Raw genomic sequence first — 21,788 nt, 5'->3', positions numbered from 1 at the left:
TTTCGCGGCAGCTCGGGGCGGGATGTCGCTCCGGATCATTACTGTGGAGCCCATGAGCACAGAGTCCGAGCAGAGCACCGCGTCCGAGGGCGAACAGGGTTCGTACGTGATGACCGGCGAGGAGTTCGTCCGGGACACGAAGTACATCGAGACCCGCATCACCGCCGACGGCCGGGACGGCTATCCGGTGGAGGCCGGTCGGTACCGGCTCGTCGCAGCCAGGGCCTGCCCGTGGGCCAACCGGACCCTCATCGTGCGGCGGCTACTCGGCCTCGAGGACGCCATCTCGCTCGGGCTGTGCGGTCCCACGCACGACAAGAACTCGTGGACCTTCGACCTCGACCCCGGCGGAGTGGACCCGGTCCTGCAGATCCCGCGACTCAAGGACGCCTACGAGAAGCGGATCCCCGGCTACCCGAAGGGGATCACCGTGCCGGCGATGGTCGACGTGCCGACCGGCGAGGTCGTCACCAACGACTTCCCGCAGATCACCATCGACTTCTCGCTGGAATGGACCGCCTTCCATCGCGACGGCGCGCCGGAGCTCTACCCGGAGCGTCTGCGCGACGAGATCGACGAGGTCAGCCACGGCATCTACACGGAGGTCAACAACGGCGTCTACCGCTGCGGATTCGCCGGCAGCCAAGAAGCCTACGACGCGGCGTACGACCGGTTGTTCACCAAACTCGGCGAGTTGTCCGAGCGGTTGTCGACGCAGCGCTACCTGGTCGGCGACACCATCACCGAGGCCGACGTCCGGCTCTTCACCACCCTGGCGCGATTCGACGCGGTGTATCACGGCCACTTCAAGTGCAATCGGAGCAAGTTGAGCGAGATGCCGGTGCTGTGGGCCTACGCCCGGGACCTGTTCCAGACGCCCGGCTTCGGCGACACCACCGACTTCACCCAGATCAAACAGCACTACTACATCGTCCACACCGACGTGAATCCCACGCAGATCGTGCCGAAGGGCCCGGACCTCCGCGGCTGGCTCACCGCACACCATCGCGACGACCTGGGCGGTCGCCCGTTCGGTGACGGCACACCCCCCGGTCCCCCACCACCGGCCGAGGTCGTGCCCGCAGCGGACTGGGTACCGACGGAACGAGCGGCGGCGGAATGAAAGACAAGGCGTCACAAGGACTTTCGGCAGACCACGGCCGTACGCCCCCCGGCAAGGCCGTCGAGGTGACCGGCGGCATCCTGGACCGGGCACAGCGACTGCAGGCACCCGCGGTGAAGAAGTACGTCGATTCACTGCGGCGGAAGTACCCCGACGACTCACCCGCGCAGATCATCGAGCGGCTCGAGAAGCGTTATCTGAACGCGGTCACCGGTTCCGGCGGCGCCGTCGGCGCGGCGGCCGCGGTGCCCGGTGTCGGCACGATGACCGCGTTCGGGGCGATGACCGGGGACACGGCGTTCTTCCTCGAGGCGTCGGCCCTGCTCGCGCTGTCGATCGCCGAGGTGCACGGCATCCCGGTGCACGAGTCCGAGCGTCGCAAGGCCCTGGTCATGACCGTCGCGCTGGGCGAAGAGGGTGTGCTGGCCCTCGGTCGCGTGGTCGGCACCGGAGGCGGTGCGCTGCGCCGGCTCGGTGGAGCCGCCCTGCCATCCGGTGCGATCACCAAACTGAACAAGACCCTGGTGAACAAACTCGTCAAGAAGTACGCGATCCGCCGGGCGCCGCTGATCTTCGGCAAGCTCATGCCCGCCGGTATCGGTGCGGTCATCGGTGGTGTGGGGAGTCGCGCCCTCGGCCGCAAGGTCGTCCACAACGCGCGCGAGGCGTTCGGGCCGGCACCCCGGACGTGGGTCATCGACGTCGACTTCAGTGAAGCACCCACCCCGGATCCGCTCCCACCCGGTTCGTGGTGACCGCGGCGGCCGCACCGCACCCGCAGTCGTCGGCAGCCGCGCCCGGCTGGATCCGCCGACTCCTCGGTGAGTCATGGCGATACCGACGCGTCGTCGTCGTCACGATGATCTTCACCCTGGTCGCCGTTGGGGTGGACGTCCTGATGCCGCTGCTGACCAAGGCCGCGATCGACCACGCCACCGGCGTCGTCGACGACGGCCTCTCGCTACGCACCGTGATCATCGCGCTGGTCGTCTTCGCCGTCGTCCGTTACGCCTGCCATCTCGGCCGGCGGGTGTTCGCGGGACGGCTCGCGGTGAACGTGCAGAACACGCTGCGACTCCGACTCCTCGACACCCTGTTGCACCTCGACGGCCGCAGCCAGCACCAGATCCGCACCGGACAGATCGTGTCTCGCTCGATCTCCGACATCCAGGTCGTCCAGAGTCTGCTGGCCATGGCGCCACTGTCGTTGGGCGCCGCGGTGCAGATGGTCGTGGCCCTGGCCATCATGGCGTACCTGTCGCCGCTCCTGACCGGGGTGGCGTTGCTGATCGCCCCGCTCATCGCCCTCGAGGTGTGGCGTACCCGGCGTCGGCTGTTCGCGGCGACGTGGTCGGCGCAGCAGGCCGCCGCCGACGTCGCCCAGCACGTGGAGGAGACCGTCACCGGCGTGCGGGTCGTGAAGGGTTTCGGCCAGGAGGAACGCGCGGTCGACGACCTCATCACCCGGTGCCGGACGGTGTTCGCTCGCCGACTCCGCGCCGCCCGGATCAATGCTCGATTCGCCCCGACCCTGGCCGCCATCCCGCAGCTGGGCATGGTCGGGGTGATCGTCGTGGGCGGCTACCTCACGATGACCGGCGCGATCACGGCCGGCACCTTCGTCGCGTTCAGCACGTACGTCGCCACCATGACCGGCATCGCCCGACTGCTGACGAACCTGATCGTCAACGCCCAGCTGGCGCGGGCGGCCGTCGAACGCGTCTACGACGTCATCGACCATCCCCACGATCCGGGCGACACCGCGACCGGCACGCTGCCCGACGGCCCCCTGGGCGTCGAACTGGACGGTGTGGGGTTCGCCCACCACACCCACGACGCCGACGACCCGCCCGCCGTGCTGTCCGGTATCGACCTGCGGATCGAGCCGGGCGAATGTGTGGCGATCGTGGGTCCGCCCGGTTCCGGCAAGTCGACCATCGCCGACCTGGTCAGCCGGTTCGAACGACCCGACTCCGGGACGATCTCGCTGCTCGGCGAGAGCGCCGGTGACGAGCCGTCCCGGTACCGGATCGACGACCTCGCGCCCGAGGCACTCCACCGTGCCGTCGCCGTCGTGTTCGACGAGCCGTTCCTGTTCTCCGACACCATCACCGCGAACATCGCGATGGGCCCGGCAGCCGCCGGGGCCGACACCGCCGACCGGGTTCGGGCAGCAGCCGCCGCGGCAGACGCCGCCGAATTCGTCGAGGCGCTCCCCGACGGATACGACACCGTCATCGGCGAACGCGGACTCACCCTGTCGGGCGGGCAACGTCAGCGCATCGCCCTGGCACGCGCCCTGTTCGCCGACCCCCGCATCCTCGTGCTCGACGACGCGACGTCCGCGGTGGACGCGACCACCGAGGCGCGCATCCTGGGCGGGCTCCGCGACCGCCGCGCCACGATGCTGGTCCTCGCCCATCGACGTTCGACGCTCGTCCTCGCCGATCGCGTCGCGGTGCTCGACAACGGCCGGATCACCGCGCTGGGGACGCTCGCCGAACTCGAGGCGACCTCACCGCGCTTCCGCGGGCTGATGTCGAGCACCACGCAACCGGCACCCGACGGCGTCCACGACGACATCCCCGGCGCGGCCCCGGTCGCCGACACCGCGCCACCGCTGCGCGGACCGGGCCCGACCGAGATCGAGAGCCTGTGGCCCGAAGTAGCTTCCGACTCGATCGACGTCGCGGCCCGGACCTCTCCGGCGATGGGGGCGGGCTCACGGACCGGTCGCGGCGGCGGCGTGGCCAGCGCGCTCGGTTCGATGCCGGCCACCCCCCAGCTCCAGGCCTCGGTAGACGCGCTCCCCCCGGCGGTCGAGCGGCCGGAGGTCGACGTCGCCGCCGCCCGACGCGAGAACCCGGTCTTCACCCTGCGCGGACTCCTCGCGCCGGTCCGGTGGCTGCTCGCCGCCGCACTGCTCGCCATCGCCGTCGACACGCTCGTCGGCCTGGCCTTCCCGAGCATCGCCCGGGCGGTCATCGACTCGACCGGACACACCGAGGGGTCGACCCTTCTATGGGCCGCGGTCGGCGGTGTCGTACTGGTCGGGGTCGGCTGGGTCGCCGCGTCGTCGATGGCGATCACCTCGACCAGGGCCGGCGAACGGGTGCTGTTCGGACTGCGGATCCGCAGTTATGCCCACATCCAGCGCCTCGGACTCGACTACTACGAGCGCGAGCTGTCGGGCCGGATCATGACCCGGATGACGACCGACATCGATGCCTTGTCGACGTTCCTGCAGACCGGACTGACCTCGGCGATCGTGGCGGTGCTGACGCTCGTCGGCGTCGGTGTCGCGCTCCTGATCACCGGCCCCCTGCTCGGACTCCTGGTGCTGCCCGTCTTCCCCCTCCTGATCGCCGCGACGATCGTCTTCCGCCGCGTCGCGAGCCGCGCCTACACGCGCTCGCGCGAGCTGATCAGCGTCGTCAATGCGGACTTCCAGCAGAACATCGCCGGCATCAAGACCACGCAGACCTACCTGCGCACCGACGACGCCCAGGCCCGGTTCGCGCGTCGTTCCGGAGAATGGGTCGAGGCCCGGATGGTCTCGCAGCGGGCGATCGCCTCGTACTTCCCGCTCATCCAGCTCATGTCCGACATCGCGACCGCGATCGCGCTCGGCGTCGGCGCCGGGCAGGTGGCGTCGGGTTCGCTCTCGGCGGGCACACTCGTCGCCTTCGTCCTCTACCTGACGATGCTGTTCGGTCCGGTGCAACAGCTCTCGCAGGTCTTCGACGGCTACCAGCAGGCGGCCGTGGGGCTCCGCCGGATCGGCGACCTGCTGCGCACGCCGAGTTCGCTGCGCACCTCGACGAGAGCCGAGTCCCCGCCACACGGGGGCTTTGACGGCGTCGTCGACTTCGACCGGGTCGGATTCCGCTACCAAGGTTCGACGACGGATGCGCTGTCCGCCGTCGACCTGCACATCCCGGCCGGGTCGTCGCTCGCCCTGGTCGGCCGGACGGGCGCCGGCAAGTCGACGATCGTCAAGCTGCTGGCGCGCTTCTACGATCCGACCACCGGACGGGTCCTGGTCGACGGCACCGACATCGGTGACTACGAACTCGCCGGATATCGGCGGCGGCTCGGCCTCGTCCCGCAGGAGCCGCACCTGTTCACCGGCACCGTCGCCGAGAACATCGCCTACGGCCGGCCCGACGCCGATCGGGCCGCGATCGTCGACGCCGCCGCCGCGGTCGGCGCACTGCGCATGATCACCGCCCTGCCCGGCCGGATGAACCATCCCATCGGGGAACGCGGCCAGGGGCTGAGCTCGGGCCAGCGCCAACTCATCGCACTGGCCCGGGCCGAACTCGTCGAGCCCGATCTGCTGCTGCTCGACGAGGCGACCGCGACCCTCGACCAGGCCACCGAGGCGCAGGTCCTCGCCGCCGGTCGGGCGGTGACCCGGCACCGCACGTCGGTGATCGTCGCCCACCGACTGGCCACGGCCGCCCGCGCCGACACCATCGCGGTGGTGGACGGCGGACGGATCGTCGAACTCGGAACACACGAGGAGCTGCTCGCGTTGGGACAGAGGTACCGCGGCTTCTGGGATGCCGGTGTCGATCCCGACGAGCCGGCGGTGCCCCGCCCCGACTCACCCGCTCCGACCAGCGCACGGAGGGCCGCCACGACGGTCACGCGGGCCACCTCGGAACTGACTCCGTAGTAACAGGTCGGTAGGTGTGAGCGAGTCGACGACGCGTAGCATCGTCAGGTGGTTCACCGATAGTCTCCACAAGAGACGACGCGTGGCAGAGAACCCGGCACCTTCAGGGAATTGAGGCGAGATACCGCTGTGAGCAGCAGTTCGATTTCAGACTTCGGACAGAACACGTGGCTGGTCGAGGAAATGTACCAGCAATACCAAGAAGACCCGAACTCGGTCGACCCGAGTTGGCACGAACTACTGAAGAACTACGAACCCGGCGACAACGGTGGCTCCGCCCCGGCCGCCGCTCCGCCCTCGAATTCCGCAAAGCCCACTGCCGCAAAGACTTCGGCCACCACAGCGGCCACCTCGTCCTCCTCCTCGACCACGAGTGCGTCGACCAACGGGTCGGCACGCAACACCTCCGCGCCGGCCACCGAGACCACGCCGCGCAAGCAGGTCACCCTGGATCAGACCCCGGCGCGCACGGCACCGCGCAAGCCCACCCCCGCCAAGGAGTCGACCGCCACGAAGGCGGCGTCGGGGCACAGCGTCGCCAGCCGTGACGGTTCCGCCCGCTCGCAGCCCAAGCCCGAGGCGGGCAAGGCCGCCGCGCCCGAGGCACAGAAGTCCGGGTCCGCGAAGTCGGACGCCCAGAAGTCCGAGAGCGCCGACGGCAACAAGGTCCTGCGCGGTCCGGCCGCGGCCATCGCGAAGAACATGGCGCTGTCGTTGGAGATCCCGACGGCCACCAGCGTCCGTGCGGTGCCCGCCAAGGCGATGATCGACAACCGGATCGTCGTCAACAATCACCTAGCGCGCACCCGAGGCGGCAAGATCAGCTTCACCCACATCCTGGGTTACGCGATCGTGCAGGCCATCAAGGCGTTCCCGAACATGAACCGGCACTTCGCCGAGATCGACGGCAAGCCGAACGTCGTCACACCCGCGCACACCAACCTCGGCCTGGCCATCGACCTGGTCGGCAAGGATGGCAACCGCACCTTGGTCGTCGCCGCGATCAAGGAATGCGAGACGATGGGCTTCGCCGAGTTCTACACGGCGTACCAGGACATCGTCCGTCGCGCGCGCGACGGCAAGCTCGGCGCGGCCGACTTCTCCGGTGTGACCATCTCGCTCACCAACCCGGGCACCATCGGCACCGTGCACTCGGTGCCGCGCCTGATGAAGGGCCAGGGCGCCATCATCGGCGCCGGCGCGATGGAGTACCCGGCGGAGTTCCAGGGCGCGAGCGACGAGCAGATCGCCGAACTCGGCGTCGGCAAGCTCATGACGCTGACGTCGACCTACGATCACCGGATCATCCAGGGCGCGGAGTCGGGCGATTTCCTCCGCACGATCCACGAGCTGCTGATCGACGACGCCTTCTACGACGAGATCTTCACCGCGTTCCACGTCCCCTACGAGCCGATCCGCTGGCGTCGCGACCTGCCCGCCGGCCTCGTCGACAAGAGCACCCGCGTCCTCGAGCTGATCGCGGCCTACCGCAGCCGCGGCCACCTGATGGCCGACATCGATCCCCTCATGATGGACAGCGATGCGCGCAGCAGCCATCCGGATCTGGACATCCAGAACTACGGGCTGACGCTGTGGGATCTCGACCGCAGCTTCAAGGTCGGCGGGTTCCACGGCCAGGAGAAGATGAAGCTGCGGGACGTTCTGTCGATCCTGCGCGACGCGTACTGCCGGCACGTCGGTGTCGAGTACACCCACATACTCGAGCCCGAGCAGCAGAAGTGGCTGCAGGAGCGCGTCGAGATCAAGCACGTCAAGCCGCCGGTCGGTGAGCAGAAGTACATCCTGAGCAAGCTCAACGCCGCCGAGGCGTTCGAGACGTTCCTGCAGACCAAGTACGTCGGGCAGAAGCGCTTCTCGCTCGAGGGCGCCGAGTCGGTCATCCCGATGATGGACGCGGTGATCGACCAGAGCGCCGAGCACAGCCTCTCCGAGGTGGTCATCGGCATGCCGCACCGCGGCCGTCTGAACGTGCTCGCCAACATCGTCGGCAAGCCGTACTCGAAGATCTTCACCGAGTTCGAGGGCAACCTGAACCCGTCGCAGGCGCACGGATCGGGCGACGTGAAGTACCACCTCGGCGCCGAGGGCAAGTACTACCAGATGTTCGGCGACAACGAGATCAACGTGTCGCTGACCGCCAACCCCAGCCACCTCGAGGCAGTCGACCCGGTGCTGGAGGGTCTGGTGCGCGCCAAGCAGGACCTCATGGACGAGGACGATCGGTTCCCGATCCTCCCGCTTATGCTGCACGGCGACGCGGCGTTCGCCGGTCAGGGTGTGGTCGCCGAGACGCTCAACATGGCGATGCTGCCCGGTTACCGCACCGGCGGCACCGTGCACATCGTGGTGAACAACCAGGTCGGCTTCACCACCGCACCGGAACACTCGCGCTCGACCGAGTACTGCACCGACGTGGCGAAGATGATCGGCGCACCGATCTTCCACGTCAACAGCGACGACCCCGAGGCCTGCGTCTGGGCCGCGAAGCTCGCCGTCGACTACCGCCAGGCGTTCCACAAGGACGTCGTCATCGACCTCGTGTGCTTCCGCCGTCGCGGACACAACGAGGGCGATGACCCGTCGATGACGCAGCCCGCGATGTACGAGGTGATCGACACCAAGCGCGGCGTCCGCAAGAGCTACACCGAAGCCCTCATCGGCCGCGGTGACATCTCGACCAAGGAGGCCGAGGACGCTCTGCGCGACTACCAGGGACAGCTCGAGCGCGTCTTCAACGAGGTCAAGGAACTCGAGAAGTTCAGTGTCGAGCCGTCGCCCTCGGTCGAGGCCGACCAGACGCTGCCGACGAAGTTGGTGACCGCGGTCGACAGCAAGACGCTCGAGCTCATCGGCGACGCGTTCGTCAACGTGCCCGACGGTTTCACCCCGCACCCGCGTGTGAAGCCGGTCCTGGAGCGTCGCGCCGAGGCCGCCCGCAAGGGCAACATCGACTGGGCGTTCGCCGAACTGCTGGCGTTCGGGTCGCTGGTCATGGAGGGGCGCACCGTGCGTCTGTCCGGCCAGGATTCGCGCCGTGGCACCTTCACCCAGCGCCACTCGGTGCTCATCGACCGCAGCACCGGCTCGGAGTACACCCCCCTCAACCACCTGCAGCCCGCAGACGAGGAGAGCAACGGCGGCCGGTTCATGGTCTACGACTCCCCGCTCTCGGAGTTCGCGGTCGTCGGGTTCGAGTACGGCTACTCGGTCGGCAACCCGGACGCTCTCGTGGTCTGGGAAGCGCAGTTCGGCGACTTCGTCAACGGCGCGCAGTCCATCATCGACGAGTTCATCTCGTCGGGTGAGGCCAAGTGGGGCCAGCTCTCCGACGTCGTGCTGCTGCTGCCGCACGGTCACGAAGGACAGGGACCCGACCACACCTCGGGCCGCATCGAACGGTTCCTGCAGCTGTGCGCCGAGGGTTCGATGACGGTGGCCCTGCCGTCGACGCCGGCGAGCTACTTCCACCTGCTGCGCCGCCACGTGCTCGACGGCATCAGCCGTCCGCTCATCGTCTTCACCCCGAAGTCGATGCTGCGCAACAAGGCCGCGGTGAGCCCGGTCGAGGACTTCACCGAGGACAAGTTCCGTTCGGTGATCGACGACCCGCACTTCCTCAAGGACGGCGCGGACCGCAGCAAGGTGAAGCGCGTCCTGTTGGTGAGCGGCAAGCTCTACTACGAACTCGCCGCGCGACGCGACAAGGAGAGGCGCGACGACATCGCGGTCGTGCGCATCGAGCAGCTCTACCCGGTGCCGCACCGCCGCCTGCGCAAGACGCTCGAGCAGTACGGCAACGCGAGTGAGTTCCGGTGGGTCCAGGAAGAGCCCGCGAATCAGGGTCCGTGGCCGTTCCTCGGCCTCTGGCTGCCCGAGGTGCTGCCGGATGTGCTCGGCGGACTGCGCCGGGTCTCGCGCCGCGCGATGTCCGCGCCGTCGTCGGGATCGAGTAAGGTCCACGCGGTGGAGCAGCAGGAGATCCTCGACGAGGCCTTCGGCGAGTAACCTGCCAGACGACGACTGCGGCCACCGACCCGAGAGGGTCGGTGGCCGCAGTCGTCTGAGCGGTCGTGGGTGCCGGTTCTAGGTCAGCCGGGCTTCGCAGATGTCGGCGGCCGCCGCGACGGCCTTGTCGGCGGGCGTCATCCGGCGGGCGAGAGCAGCAGCGGCCGAACGGGTTCCGTCGTCGAACAGGACCGCGAGACCCGCGCGCGCGTCGTCGTCGGTGAAACTCGACAGCCGGACGGCCGCCCCGACGCCCAGGGCACGGACCCGTTCACCCCAGAACGGCTGATCGGCGGTGACCGCGCAGACCAGGGTGGGGAGGCCGGCCCGCAGACTCGCCGCGGTGGTGCCGGCGCCGCCGTGATGGACTGCGGCCGCGCATCGCGGCAGGACCGACGCGTGGTCGACACCCGCGACGTAGAACACGTCCGGGTCGTCGGGATCGACTCCGGTCGGATCTCCCATGGCGATGAGGCAGCGCACCCCCTGGGCACGGGCGGCTGTCCGCCAGCGGGCGATCAGAGCCTCCGGGTCGAGGATCGGCATGCTGCCGAACGTGACGAACAGCGGGGGTTCGCCCGCGTCCAGCCAGGTGGCGAGATCGGTTGCGGTGGCGCTCATCTCGGATATGCCCGCCCGGCTCGCGGCCGGGAGGTCGAAGAACCCGACGATCGGTTTGCGGTCGTCCCACTCCGCCGCGAGGCCCGGGACCAGCTCCGCGTCGTAGGCCTGGATCTGGGGGATCCGCTCGGCGCTCAACCGTCGCGCCAGCGGTCGTCGGGCCGGGGCCAGGCCGATCCGGCGCCGGAACCGATTCTCGTTCCATCCGGTCGCGGCCCAGGTCAACCGGTCGGCGAGGCGCCAGGAGCGCCGCTTCCACTCCGGCGACCATCTGTCGGTGAGTCCCGGTACGGCGCCGAGGAGTCCGTTCTCCGACATCGGGCCGTATCTCAGCACGGTCAGCGGGATGCCCAGATGTTCGGCGACCGCCAGCCCGCGGTCCTGGCACAGCGGCGCGACGACGAGGAGGTCGGTGTCGCGCAGCGGCGCCGTACCCGCGATGAAGAGTCGCTCGAGGGCGGCGTCCAGGGCGTCGAATCCGCCGCGGACCGTCCGCAGCGCAAACGCCATCCGCGCCAATGGGTTACGACTGTTGCGCGCTGACCGCGCGTCCTCCGACGACCACGCGGTGCCGGAGTCGAGGCCGATCTCGTGGACGTCCCGCACGCCCGTTGCCCGCGCGAGACCGGCCAGGTTCGGTGGGACGAGGGCGCTCACGCGGTGGCCGCGCACCTGGAGTTCGAGGGCGAGGCAGATACCGGGCTGGATGTCGCCCCGGCTGCCGTACAGAACGATCGCGATGTGTGCCGGCGTCACCAGAATCGATGTCCGATCCGCCAGGCGGTCAACTCGTCGGCGATCAGTGTGCGCAGCCGGACGGGATCGCCGAAATCGTCGGGGTCGATGCCGAAGAACGTGAGCGTGACGGTGTCGCCGTAGGTGACCGCCCAGGCGGCGACCGCCGGGCCGCGTTCGCGCCGCTCCTGGGCGGGCATCCCCTGCATCACCGCGCGGATGGCGAACCGGGACGCCGTGTGACCGCCGATCCGCATCGCCGAGTCGGGCGTGGCCCCGAGATTCGACACGGTGGTGTCGGGTCCGGGGATTCCGCGCATCAACCGACCGATGAGCCGTCTCGGCAGGATGCGCACGATCGGCTGCAGGTTGTCGGCGGCCTGATCGGCCCCGGACTCGGCGTAGTCGACGAAGGCCCGTTTGCTCGATGACCGGATGGCGGTGAGGTCGGTGTCCGGTTCGACGGGGTCGGCAAGGCGGATCCACACCCCGCCCGACGCATTGGCGCGGTTGTCGTCGTCGCCGTCCCGCTTGCTGACCGCGATGCACACCTTCATCGGACCGTCGAGCGGGCGACCCGAACGGTGCACGATACCGGCGAGCAAGGCGGTGAACAGGGAGTTGCCGGTACCGCCGTGCTCGGTGGCGCGCGCGGCCCATTCGGTTGCCGAGACGTCGACCGTCGCCAGCGTCGTGTCCGGCTCGGGCGCGGACCGTGGTCTCGCCGGACGCGTGGTACGCGACGATCCCGGCGCGGATCGGGTGTCGGCGGACCCGGTGTCGGTGCCTCGCGCCGCCCGGGCCTCGCGGATCAGGATTCGCGCTGATCGGGCGGCTGCGCGCACCGACTCGGCGGCGTCGGCGGCGTCGGCGCGGACCGCCTCCCAAGAGTGTCCGCTGACGGGAGCGGGCAGACCGGCGGTGCGGCCCGCCGCGGCGTCGGCCACCAGCCGGTAGAGGCCGTGACCGTCGGTGATCATGTGGGAGGCGAGCAGGGACACCGCGCGCCCGCCGCCGCGGATCCGAGCCGAGTCGAGCTGCCAACCGGTTCCCCGCACGGGATCGAGACGGCTCGCGCGGAGGACGGCGTCGGCCCACTCCCCGACGGCGTCGGCCTCGACGACCGCCACCGGCCCGGGTCGGACCGGCATCGTCGATCGCACCCAGCGGTGCCGGGCGAACGGGACCCGACGGCGCGACACCGCACGATGCAGCGGCCCGGCCGCGAGTCCGGCGCACAACGACTCGATCGCCGCGTCCCCCGGGTCGTCGTCGAAGACCCAGGTGATCTGGATGGGCGCACCCATCCCGAACAGTTCCGCGACGAGCAGGTACGACTCGTCGGGGCCGGTCACGCGGAGTACCTCGGCGGGACGGGTGTCGGTTGCCGTTGCCGTCACGTGTGCTCCTCAGCTTCACGAGGGGTCATGATCACCAGATCTCATGGGGCAGACCCCAGGCCGTCAGTTCCCGGTCGAGCAGGTCCGCGACCACGGCATCGGAGGGAAAACTCGTCTCGTCGCAACCGAGCACGGTGAAGGTCACCTGATCACGGGTGCGGACCAGCCACGACTGGACGCCGTCACCGAAGCGCTGGCCGACCGAGGCGTCGACGCCCTGAGCCATGCCGCGGAATGCGACCTTGCGCGCCGACCGCCCGCCGAGCACCGTTGCCTCCGAGGGGATGTCGCCGAGGTTGGAGATCACCGCGTCGGGGATCCCGTTGCCCGCGCTGACCAGCTTCACGATGACCGCGGGCGGCAGGAACCAGGCCAACGGCCGCAGGTGGATGTGCGGTGCCCGGCGACCCTCCGACAGCCGGACGAAAGCCGCCTTGCACGCCGCCCGGATGCCGCCGAGATCGCCACCGGCGACCGGCTCGTCGGTGAGGTACACCGACACACCGGCGATCGGGTTGGACCGGGTGTCCGCCTCGCTCTCACGACGGTCGACGGGGACCCCGACCTTGATCGGATTCGGCAGCGGCGCATGGCCACTGGAGCGCAGCAAGCCGGTGACCACCGCGATGAACAGCGTGTTCGCGGTGCCGTCGTGCTCGGCGGCGACCCGGTCGAAGTCCGTCGCGGGGACCGTCGCGGTCGCCCAGGTGAAGTCGGCGGCCGGCGACCGTTCGGCTATCGGCGCGCGGACCGGACGCGGGTCGGGTTCGGGGCCACCGGCCTTGCGCTGCTCGAGTGCCGCCCGCACGAGCCCGGCGAGGACCGCGCCGGCCTGCGACCCGGCGTCGGCGAGGTCGCCGATCCGCTGCCGCCGCCACGAGACCGGCGGACGCGTCGTCGCCGCCGGATCGGCCCCGGACGCCCGGTCCGCGTCGCGAGCCAGTGGCACCTCCGACGCCGAGGCGGCCTCGGCGGCCGCCGCGAGCATGCCGCGACCGTCGGTGACGACGTGCAGGGCACAGAGGGACACCACCGTTCCACCCGACGCGGTGGGCGCCGACCGCAGGCGCCAGCACCGCCCGCCCTCGGCGTCGAGGGGAACCGAGGACATCTCGGCGGTCGCCCAGTCGTCGATCTCCGCCTCCGGCACCGGTCGGCTGTCGGCGGCCAGCCCGGGTGCGTCGGGCGCGGCAACCCACCGCGGGCGGGCTCCGACGACATCCGGTACGACGAGCATGCGGTTGAGGCGCCCTCGCGCGAACGCGGCGTTCATCGCGGTCAGCGTCTCGATCGAGACCTCCTCGTCGAACACCCACACGAGCTGGAGCACCACCGACCAGCCGAGTGCCGGCGTGACGAACCAGAACGGGGCGTCCTCGGAGGTCAGGCGCTCGCCTCGGATCGCCGCCCGCTCGTCGCGGAGCCGGGCTGCGAGGCCACGCAGACCCGGTGCCCGCCCGGCGTCGGGTTGTTCGGCCATGGGCGACTTCGTCGTCGTCATACGTCCACCTTCGTTGCGCTGTGACTGTGTGGTCCCTGTGGGAGCCGTGGCCCCGTGCTCGAGCTTGTCACCGTACGCTCGATCTCGCGCACGGCGTCCCCGAGCGCCACATCCTCGGCCACCAGGGCGTCGCGGAGCCGTCCGGACCGCTCGGCGGCTGCGGGATCGAGCATCGACGCGACGGCGTCGGTCAACCGGTCCACGTCCAGGTCCCGTCCCGCGCGGCCATGGGCATCGCCACGCCGACCCCCAGGCGTTCGAGTTCGGCGCCCCAGAACGGCTGATCCGCGCCGTACCAGCAGACGACCGACGGCCGGCCCGCGCGCAGAACGGCCGCCGTGGTTCCGGCGCCGCCGTGGTGGACCACCACCGCGCATCGGCCGAAGACCGTGCGGTGATCGACCTGGGACTCGATCCGCACCGCCTCGGATGCGATCTCGGCCCGGACCTCGGCGTCCATTTCGGTCCAGCCGGCGCACACCAGGACTCGTCGACCGAGCCGCCGACCGAGTTCGGTGACGACGCGCAAGGTGGCCGCCTCCCCCCGCAGCGGCATGCTCCCGAATCCGACATAGATCGGGGCGTCCCCGGCGTCGAGCCAGGACGCGAGCGCATCGGAGCCGGTGACGGGCTGGTCTGCCGGCGATCCGAGAAAACCGACCGTCGGACGACGACGAACCGCGGAGTCGGCGGTCCATCTGCGTTCGTGCTCCACGCCGAACATCGGGTCGTAGGCCTGCAATTCGAGGCCGGGCGCTGCCCGCAGTCGGGCGGCGTAGGACGCCGACGACCCCGTCGACCCGAGGTGCATGCGCAGCCGGCGCTCACGCCGTCGGGTGAGGACGGCGAACGCGGCGTCGTAGGCGGCCCATTGCGTCCGGACGGCACGCGGTCCGCCCGGGAGGTGACCGGGCACCGGTGCGACCCGACTGTTACGCCGCACCGGCGCGTGATGAAGGGAGATCAGGGGGACGCCGGCGGACTCGGCGAAGGCGAGAGCGGGCTGTTCGGTGATCAATCCCGTGACGATGACATCGGCACCGTCGACGACCTCGGCCATGTCGGAGACGAGCTGGTCCCACCCGGCGTTCCGGAGCGACAGCAGCACGCGCAGCCGTCGCAGCGGATGACGGCCGGCCTGCTTCCGGGCTCGCGCCACCGACTCGAGGTGGGCCCGGGTGTCCACGCCGAGACGCACGACCTCGAGCCCGGTGATGCCGTCTGCCCAATCCAGAGCCGGCCCGATCATGTTGGGCGGCACCCCGAGACGGACGTCGTGTCCGCGCCGCGCGAGCGCGCAGGCCAGCACCGTCGCCGGTTGGACGTCCCCGCGGGTTCCGTTGATCACGAACGAGATCCTCATGCCGACCGCCCGGTGATCCTGGTTCCCGGCCGGGTGGTGATCCCGGTCTCCGGCCGCGCGCCGCGGTGGCCGACCGTGTTTAGAATCGGTCCCGATCCGCCACCGCCGGGCACGGGTCGCCCATCCGACCGCACCCAGACGTGAGGGGTTCGACGTTGAGGTTCGTGATCGCAGTCAACGGCAGTCGCGGCGATGCCCAGCCGGCCGTCGCCCTGGCCGCCGAGCTCGTGGGCCGGGGCCACACGGCGACTCTCGCGCTGCCACCCGACCTGGTCGACTTCGGCAGCGGCGCAGGGGTTCCCACCGAGTCGTACGGGTCGAGCACCCGTGCCCTGCTCGACTCGGAGATGGTCCGGGAGGACATGCGGTCGAAGAACCCCCGGACCCGGTTGCGTGCGGTGTCGGCGATGTCGGTGCGGGACGGCCGGGCGATGCAGCAGCGGTTGCTCGAACTCGCCGACGGCGCGGATGCGATCATCGCGAGCAGCGCCGGTCAGGAACGCGCCCACAATGTCTCGGCGGTCCTCGGCATCCCCCACATCCCGTTGCACTACTGCCCCATCCGGCGCAACAGCTCGGTGTCGTTGCTCGCGCACCTGGGCATCGACGCCCCGGCGATCGTCAACGACCTGAGCTGGCGCGTCGCCGAACGCGCCCTGTGGCTCGCCACCCGCTCGGCGGAGACCACGCTGCGGGCCGATCTCGGACTGTCGCCGCTGAACCACCCGTATTCCGAACTCATCGGCCGTACCGGCGTTCCCGAGATCCAGGCCTACGATCCGGCCCTCTTCGACGGACTCGCGACCCAGTGGGGCCGGCGCCGGCCGCTGGTCGGGTTCTTCACCCTTGCGGCCGCGCAACGCGCCGGGGTGGGCGACGCCGGACTCGACGGGGCCTCGGGAGCGGGGACGCTGGCCGACTGGCTCGACGCCGGCGACGCCCCGGTGTACGTCGGCTTCGGCAGCATGCTGCCCGCCGACCCCGACGGTCTGGCCGATGCATTCCGTACCGCAGCGCGGCGACTCGGGATCCGCCTGCTGGTGTCGGGCGGCTGGAGCGGTTTCATGTCGACCGAATCCGGCTCTGCCACATCTGAATCCGAGGCATCGGGACTCACGGATGCGATCCGCGTCGTCGGACACGTCGATCACGACACCGTGCTGCCGCGGTGTCGGGCCGCGGTCCACCACGGCGGCGCGGGTTCGGTGGCCGCCGGGTTGCGTGCCGGCCTGCCGACGCTGATCACGTGGGTCGGCGCCGATCAGCCGATCTGGGGCCGGGCGGTGAGCAAGGCCGCGGTCGGGGCCACGCTGCCGATGGCTCGGGTGACAGCGGAGTCGCTGATCGGCGCCCTCGACACGATCCTGGACACCGAGGTCCGGGGACGGTCCGCCGAGCTCCGCAGTCGACTCATCGCCCCCGACGAGGCCGTACACACGGCGGCCGACATCGTCGAGGACACGGTGCGCGTCACGACGGTGCGCGGCGCCGGCTGATCCCGGAACGCCGACCGACCGCCCGACCCTACGGGAGGACTCGATCGGAACCACCGCCCCGCAACAGGTTTCGCGGGTCGACGCGCCCGGTCCGGGAGTCGTAGGACCGCAACACGACAAGTCGTAGCGCATGCGCGACCGTGATAGCGGGCACGTACACCGCCGCCGAACCCGCTGCCAACCCGAAGCGACGGTGCAGCAGGAACGTTCGCGGCAGGAAACTCATGTAGCGGACGAACGGCACCATGCCGGTCTCCATCCGGCGCGGTGACACCCCGACGGTCAGCGAGCGGAGAAACGCGTTACGGCCCCCGGCGTCACCGACACACAGTCCCATGTCGACGTCTTCGAAGATGTTGCGTCGCATGCTGACACGGTCCCGGATCCGCACCCAGGTCGCACGGCGCAGCACCATGTTCGAGCCGTACAGGACAGGCACCTCGGACACGGACTTCTCGCTCCGCAACTTGTTCAGCGGGTGCAGCCGGGTCTTCCACCGGTCGAACCTGCCGGCGAGCGGCACGTCGTAGGCCTCCCCGCGCCCGCACAGGGCCGCCCAGTCACCGCGGACATCCGCGGTGAAGAACTCCACGATCGTCCGCGCCCAGTCCGGCGGCACCCGGGTGTCGGCGTCGATGCGGGCGATGAGATCACCGGTCGCGGCGTCGAGTCCGGCGTTGCGCGCGTAGACCAACCCCTGTCGTGCTTCGTCGATCACCCGGACACGGGGATCAGCCGAACACCAGGCATCGATCACCGCCCGGCCGCCGTCGGTCGAGTTGTTGTCCACCACCACGATCTCGGTGATCTGGTCGAACTGTGCGGCCAGGCGGGTCAAACAGTCGCCGATCGTGTCCTCCTCGTCGAAGACCGGGACGACCACCGAGAAGGTGAGCGGCGTGCCCATGATGGCTACTCCTTGCGCTGATCGGTTCGGTGCGGACACTCAGGTCCGCCGCATGTAGGTCCGCAGGGTCACCGGCACCACGACGGCGAGGACGGCCGCCGCGCCCACGAGCGTGTAGGCGATGTCGGTTCCCACGTCTTCGCCCGCGGCCAGTCCGCGCGCTGCCGTGACGAGATGGGACACCGGATTCGCCGACGCACAGGCCTGCATCCATCCGGGCATGGTGTCGATCGGGACGAGGGCGTTCGACACGAAGGTGATCGGCATCAGCACGAGCATCGAGACGCCCTGGACGGTCGACGCCTTGTCGAGCAGGACGCCGAGCAGCGCGAAGATCCAGCTCAGCGAGAATGCCACCACCACGATCAGGACACAGGCGATGGCGACCCCCACGGGGCTCGCCGGCCGGTACCCCATGATCACCCCGACGCAGACCGTGATGGCCGAGGCCACCACGTACCGCAACGTGTTGGCCACCAGGGCGCCGGCCAGCGGCGCGATGCGCGCGATCGGCAGCGACTTGAACCGGTCGAACACCCCGCGATCGAGGTCCTCGCGCAGCTGGACGCCGGTGACCACCGACGCCGCGACACACACCTGAACCAGTACGCCGGGAATGAGCAGCGGCAGGTAGCCCACCACGTTCCCGGCGATCGCGCCGCCGAAGATCGAGGAGAACATGACCGTGAACACGATGGGCAGCACGATGACGTCGAACAGCTGCTGCGGGTTGTGTTTGATCTTCAGCAGGCCACGATGGGTCATGGTGAGTGACTGCATCACCGCGGCGGTCGGCCGAACCCGGTCGTGGGGTTCGGCCGGGGCGTCGCCGGCGGCGAGTGCGCTCGGCTGCAGGGAACCGGTGGTCATGCGCGGGCTCCCGCCGAATCCGCCTGTGCCGCCATCGGTGCCGATCGCGTGGGGTCGCCCCCGTCGGTCAGCGCGAAGAACACCTCGTCGAGGGTCGGGCGCACGACGTTGACCGACGTCAACCCGAGCCCGCGCGCGCGGAGCGCACCGAGGATGTCGGCGAGGGGGTCGATGTCGGACATGGGCAGTACGAGGATGCCCTCGCCGCGCGCGATCGTCGCCTCGCCGTTCGCGGTGAACGGCGCGCACACCTCTGCCGCGGCGATCAGATCGTCCGCATCGGCCAATTCGAGTTTCACACTCATGTCGCCGACTCCGGCTTTCAATTCGTCGGCGGTCCCGTCGGCGACCACCCGGCCGCGATCCATGACCGCGATGTGATCGGCGAGTTCATCGGCCTCGTCGAGATATTGGGTGGTCAGCAGCACGGTCGAACCGCGCGCCACCATCTCACGAACCGTCTGCCACATCTGCGCCCGCGTCCGTGGGTCGAGTCCGGTGGTCGGCTCGTCGAGGAACAGCAGGCGTGGCCGGGTGATCAGCGAAGCCGCGAGATCGAGGCGCCGGCGCATCCCGCCGGAGAAGTGCCCCACCCGGCGGGTGGCGACCGCCCCCAGCCCGAATTCCTCGAGCAGTTCGTCGGCACGCACCCGGGCGCGGCGGCGCGACGACCCGATCAGACGACCGAAGATCATCAGGTTCTCGCGAGCGGTGAGATCCTCGTCGACCGAGGCATATTGCCCCGTGACCCCGATGAGCGATCGAACCGCCGTCGCCTCCGCGACGACGTCGTGCCCGAAGATCCGAGCGTCCCCGGCATCCGGGCGCAGCAAGGTCGCGAGCATGCGCACGGTGGTGGTCTTGCCCGCACCGTTGGTTCCGAGCAGGGCGAACACCCCGCCCGCGGGTACGTGGAGGTCGACGGCGTCGACCGCACGCGTCCCGCCGTACTGCTTGGTCAGACCGTGGGCCTCGATGGCCGGGACGGTCGTGGACATGGCACCCCCGATGCGTGTGGTCGACTTCGAACGGGCCCGCTCGCTCCGCTGCCGGCACCCTTCTCGGCCCACGGTAGGTGAGCTCCCCGGGTGCCGCAACGTGACCTGTCCCGGCATACCGTGCTGCCCGGCAATGCATTTCGGCGCAACCCGGCCTGACCGCGCATTCCCTCCGATGCCACCCCTGTGCGGCAGCCGCTCGTCATGAGTTCTTTACATGAACGCAACGAAACGCCCTTGACCGCAAGGCCGAACACCCAGCACGGATCAGAACCCTCTGTCTCGCAGCGCGATTCCGAAACCGGCGGTGCGTCCGTGCACACCCGGATACCGTCCCCGTGATCAAGCTCACGGACTCCTGCCGCTGCACATGTCCGATGCGACCGCTTAGGCTCGGTTCAGACACAGGCGGCAGTGATGCGGTCCGTTCGACCGGAGAGACCTCCGGAACGTCGTCGGACAAGGTCGTGCGCGTGCATCGGGGTACGGGCGATTCCTGTTGTCTCAGATCAGAACTCATGGGCCGGGGGGCCATGCCGGCGAAGGCGTGGCATGGCGTCGCGGCCCGAGAACGGATGACCGACGCATGGACGACCGCGAATGAAGTTCACCGAACTGTCCGACTATCCCGTCCCGCCCGGGACGGTGACGATCTGGACACCGACCACACGCGCGGATTCCGCGGGCTGGCACACCGATCCGCGACCGTTCACCTACGACCAGTCCGCCTCGATACGACGGTCGACCGCCTACGACTCCGACGAGACCTCCTGGCTCGGGGCCATTTTCGAGATCGACGATGATCTCGACGACGAGCACTTCGATGCCTGCCTGCGGGGGTGGATCACCCGGCACGAAGCCCTCCGCTCGACCTCGGACCCGACAGCCGACGACCCGCACGACGGCCGCCGCACCTACCGCGGTGCGCATCTCGGCGTCGACGCCGAGGCGGTCGGCGGATTCGACTCGGGAGACGACGTCCGCGAGCTGCTCACCGCGGTCTTCGACACCAGGCTCGCGCCGACGCGGTGGCCGCACTGCATCGTGGCCACGATCGAGTCCGAGCGCGGCTTCACCGTCGCCTTCGCCGCCGACCACGTGGTGATGGATGCGTACTCGATCCTGTTGAGCATGAGCGAGATCCGCCGGCTCTACCTCTCCCCACGGCGCGGCTCGTCCACCGAGATGGCGGAGGTCGGCAGCCACCTCGACTTCAGCGTCCACGATCGGGCGGTGGGACTCGGACTCACCGTCGATCACCCCGTCGTCGCACGATGGCGCGCCTTCCTGGACAGCTCCGCCGAGACCCCGGGCTTCGACCTCCCGCTGGTCCGTCCGCACCTGCAGACCCGGGACCGTGCGCGCACCCCGCGCCAGCGCGGCATCTCCGAGTATGTCGCCACCGACAACCAGGCGACCTTCATGACCTCGGCGGCGCGTGCGCGCGGACACGGTACCCAGACCGCGGTGTTCGCCGCCCTCGCGGTCACCCTCCGCGCACTCACCGGCCGGGACACGCTGCGGCTCACGATGCCGATGCACACCCGATCCGAGGCACGGTATGCCGGGTCGGTCGGCTGGTATGTCGGTCTGGCGCCTCTGGAGGTCGACCTCACCGCCGCCCACACGTTCGACGACGCGCTCGACGCGACCGCGGCCGCCATCGACACCGTGCGCCATCTGCCGTCCTTCCCCTACCAGCGCATCGTCGAACTGCTCGGTACCGGCGGCGAACCCGAGTTCGTGGTGTCGTATCTCGACATCCGCCACGTCCCCGGGGCGGCCGAATGGGAGGCGGCCCGCGCGCAGATCCTGCGGGGCGGCTCACGGTCGGACCGCGAGGTCTACCTCTGGATCGCGCGTGTACCCGGCGGGATCACCCTGTCCGCCCGGCATCCCGGCCATGACCCCGCCGACGCGAGCATCCGCGACCTCCTCACGACCTACGCAACAGTGCTGCGAGCGCTCGCCACCACCGGCACCGGACTGCCCCTGTCCTCCTACACCCACGCGAACTTCGCCGGCGCCACCGCGATCGACGGCGCCCGCCCCGCATGACCGACGAGA

14 protein-coding genes are annotated in these 21,788 nt (G+C 69.9%); 6 read left to right on the top strand and 8 right to left on the bottom strand.

Features of this window, described 5'->3' with window-relative positions:
- Window positions 1-52 precede the first annotated feature (52 nt).
- The 4 genes from QAD21_RS09120 (at window position 53) to QAD21_RS09105 (ending at window position 9,830) form a co-directional block, all read left to right on the top strand.
- Window positions 53-1,123 (top strand): glutathione S-transferase C-terminal domain-containing protein, encoded by a 1,071-nt coding sequence (locus QAD21_RS09120; protein ID WP_065632829.1) that lies wholly within the window; start codon window positions 53-55, stop codon window positions 1,121-1,123.
- Window positions 1,120-1,878, top strand: a complete 759-nt coding sequence (locus tag QAD21_RS09115; protein WP_058252736.1) for a hypothetical protein — start codon at window positions 1,120-1,122, stop codon at window positions 1,876-1,878. The genes QAD21_RS09120 and QAD21_RS09115 overlap by 4 nt, the downstream gene beginning before the upstream one ends.
- Window positions 1,875-5,804, top strand: a complete 3,930-nt coding sequence (locus QAD21_RS09110; RefSeq protein WP_083229289.1) for an ABC transporter ATP-binding protein — start codon at window positions 1,875-1,877, stop codon at window positions 5,802-5,804. The genes QAD21_RS09115 and QAD21_RS09110 overlap by 4 nt, the downstream gene beginning before the upstream one ends.
- Window positions 5,805-5,933: 129 nt before the next feature.
- A complete protein-coding gene (locus QAD21_RS09105; protein ID WP_083207520.1) occupies window positions 5,934-9,830 on the top strand; it encodes a multifunctional oxoglutarate decarboxylase/oxoglutarate dehydrogenase thiamine pyrophosphate-binding subunit/dihydrolipoyllysine-residue succinyltransferase subunit in 3,897 nt (1,298 codons plus the stop codon).
- Window positions 9,831-9,908: 78 nt separating this feature from the next.
- On the opposite strand, the gene QAD21_RS09100 is transcribed toward QAD21_RS09105, so the two are convergent.
- Genes QAD21_RS09100 through QAD21_RS09080 form a run of 5 tightly spaced genes read right to left on the bottom strand, consistent with a single transcriptional unit; the run spans window position 9,909 to window position 15,435 of the window.
- Window positions 9,909-11,207: a nucleotide disphospho-sugar-binding domain-containing protein gene (locus QAD21_RS09100; protein WP_068969920.1), complete on the bottom strand. Its 1,299-nt coding sequence runs from the start codon at window positions 11,205-11,207 to the stop codon at window positions 9,909-9,911.
- Window positions 11,204-12,586 (bottom strand): hypothetical protein, encoded by a 1,383-nt coding sequence (locus tag QAD21_RS09095; protein WP_068969921.1) that lies wholly within the window; start codon window positions 12,584-12,586, stop codon window positions 11,204-11,206. The genes QAD21_RS09100 and QAD21_RS09095 overlap by 4 nt, the downstream gene beginning before the upstream one ends.
- Window positions 12,587-12,617: 31 nt before the next feature.
- Window positions 12,618-14,087, bottom strand: a complete 1,470-nt coding sequence (locus QAD21_RS09090) for a hypothetical protein (protein WP_277244447.1) — start codon at window positions 14,085-14,087, stop codon at window positions 12,618-12,620.
- Complete coding sequence (locus QAD21_RS09085; protein ID WP_280361242.1) at window positions 14,084-14,290, bottom strand: hypothetical protein; 207 nt, start codon at window positions 14,288-14,290, stop codon at window positions 14,084-14,086. The genes QAD21_RS09090 and QAD21_RS09085 overlap by 4 nt, the downstream gene beginning before the upstream one ends.
- Window positions 14,278-15,435 (bottom strand): glycosyltransferase, encoded by a 1,158-nt coding sequence (locus tag QAD21_RS09080; RefSeq protein WP_280361241.1) that lies wholly within the window; start codon window positions 15,433-15,435, stop codon window positions 14,278-14,280. The genes QAD21_RS09085 and QAD21_RS09080 overlap by 13 nt, the downstream gene beginning before the upstream one ends.
- 179 nt (window positions 15,436-15,614) lie before the next feature.
- Between QAD21_RS09080 and QAD21_RS09075 the strand changes: the two genes are divergently transcribed.
- Window positions 15,615-16,946, top strand: coding sequence for a glycosyltransferase (locus QAD21_RS09075; RefSeq protein ID WP_231742518.1), 1,332 nt, complete (start codon window positions 15,615-15,617; stop codon window positions 16,944-16,946).
- A 28-nt stretch (window positions 16,947-16,974) separates the two neighbouring features.
- Here the strand turns inward: QAD21_RS09075 and QAD21_RS09070 are convergent, their stop codons facing one another.
- Genes QAD21_RS09070 through QAD21_RS09060 form a run of 3 tightly spaced genes read right to left on the bottom strand, consistent with a single transcriptional unit; the run spans window position 16,975 to window position 19,721 of the window.
- Complete coding sequence (locus QAD21_RS09070) at window positions 16,975-17,853, bottom strand: glycosyltransferase family 2 protein (protein WP_058252728.1); 879 nt, start codon at window positions 17,851-17,853, stop codon at window positions 16,975-16,977.
- A 39-nt stretch (window positions 17,854-17,892) separates the two neighbouring features.
- Window positions 17,893-18,723, bottom strand: coding sequence for an ABC transporter permease (locus tag QAD21_RS09065; RefSeq protein WP_159370558.1), 831 nt, complete (start codon window positions 18,721-18,723; stop codon window positions 17,893-17,895).
- The gene (locus QAD21_RS09060; RefSeq protein ID WP_259936349.1) at window positions 18,720-19,721 is read right to left on the bottom strand and encodes an ATP-binding cassette domain-containing protein; all 1,002 of its coding nucleotides are present in this window, start codon (window positions 19,719-19,721) and stop codon (window positions 18,720-18,722) included. Before QAD21_RS09060 ends, QAD21_RS09065 begins: the two co-directional genes overlap by 4 nt.
- 600 nt (window positions 19,722-20,321) lie before the next feature.
- On the opposite strand from QAD21_RS09060, the gene QAD21_RS09055 reads away from it, so the two are divergent.
- The gene (locus tag QAD21_RS09055) at window positions 20,322-21,779 is read left to right on the top strand and encodes a condensation domain-containing protein (protein WP_277244449.1); all 1,458 of its coding nucleotides are present in this window, start codon (window positions 20,322-20,324) and stop codon (window positions 21,777-21,779) included.
- Window positions 21,780-21,788 lie beyond the last annotated feature (9 nt).

Source organism: Gordonia sp. SMJS1, from assembly GCF_029866425.1.
GTDB classification, from domain to species: domain Bacteria; phylum Actinomycetota; class Actinomycetes; order Mycobacteriales; family Mycobacteriaceae; genus Gordonia; species Gordonia hongkongensis.
This window is presented reverse-complemented; position numbering and strand designations above follow the sequence as displayed.

Excerpts from the sequence above, each read along its gene's own strand:
- QAD21_RS09065 (WP_159370558.1), bottom strand. The coding sequence starts at position 18,723 with ATGACCACCGGTTCCCTGCAGCCGAGCGCACTCGCCGCCGGCGACGCC.
- QAD21_RS09070 (WP_058252728.1), bottom strand. The coding sequence starts at position 17,853 with ATGGGCACGCCGCTCACCTTCTCGGTGGTCGTCCCGGTCTTCGACGAG.
- QAD21_RS09115 (WP_058252736.1), top strand. The coding sequence starts at position 1,120 with ATGAAAGACAAGGCGTCACAAGGACTTTCGGCAGACCACGGCCGTACG.
- QAD21_RS09090 (WP_277244447.1), bottom strand. The coding sequence starts at position 14,087 with ATGACGACGACGAAGTCGCCCATGGCCGAACAACCCGACGCCGGGCGG.
- QAD21_RS09120 (WP_065632829.1), top strand. The coding sequence starts at position 53 with ATGAGCACAGAGTCCGAGCAGAGCACCGCGTCCGAGGGCGAACAGGGT.
- QAD21_RS09060 (WP_259936349.1), bottom strand. The coding sequence starts at position 19,721 with ATGTCCACGACCGTCCCGGCCATCGAGGCCCACGGTCTGACCAAGCAG.
- QAD21_RS09055 (WP_277244449.1), top strand. The coding sequence starts at position 20,322 with ATGAAGTTCACCGAACTGTCCGACTATCCCGTCCCGCCCGGGACGGTG.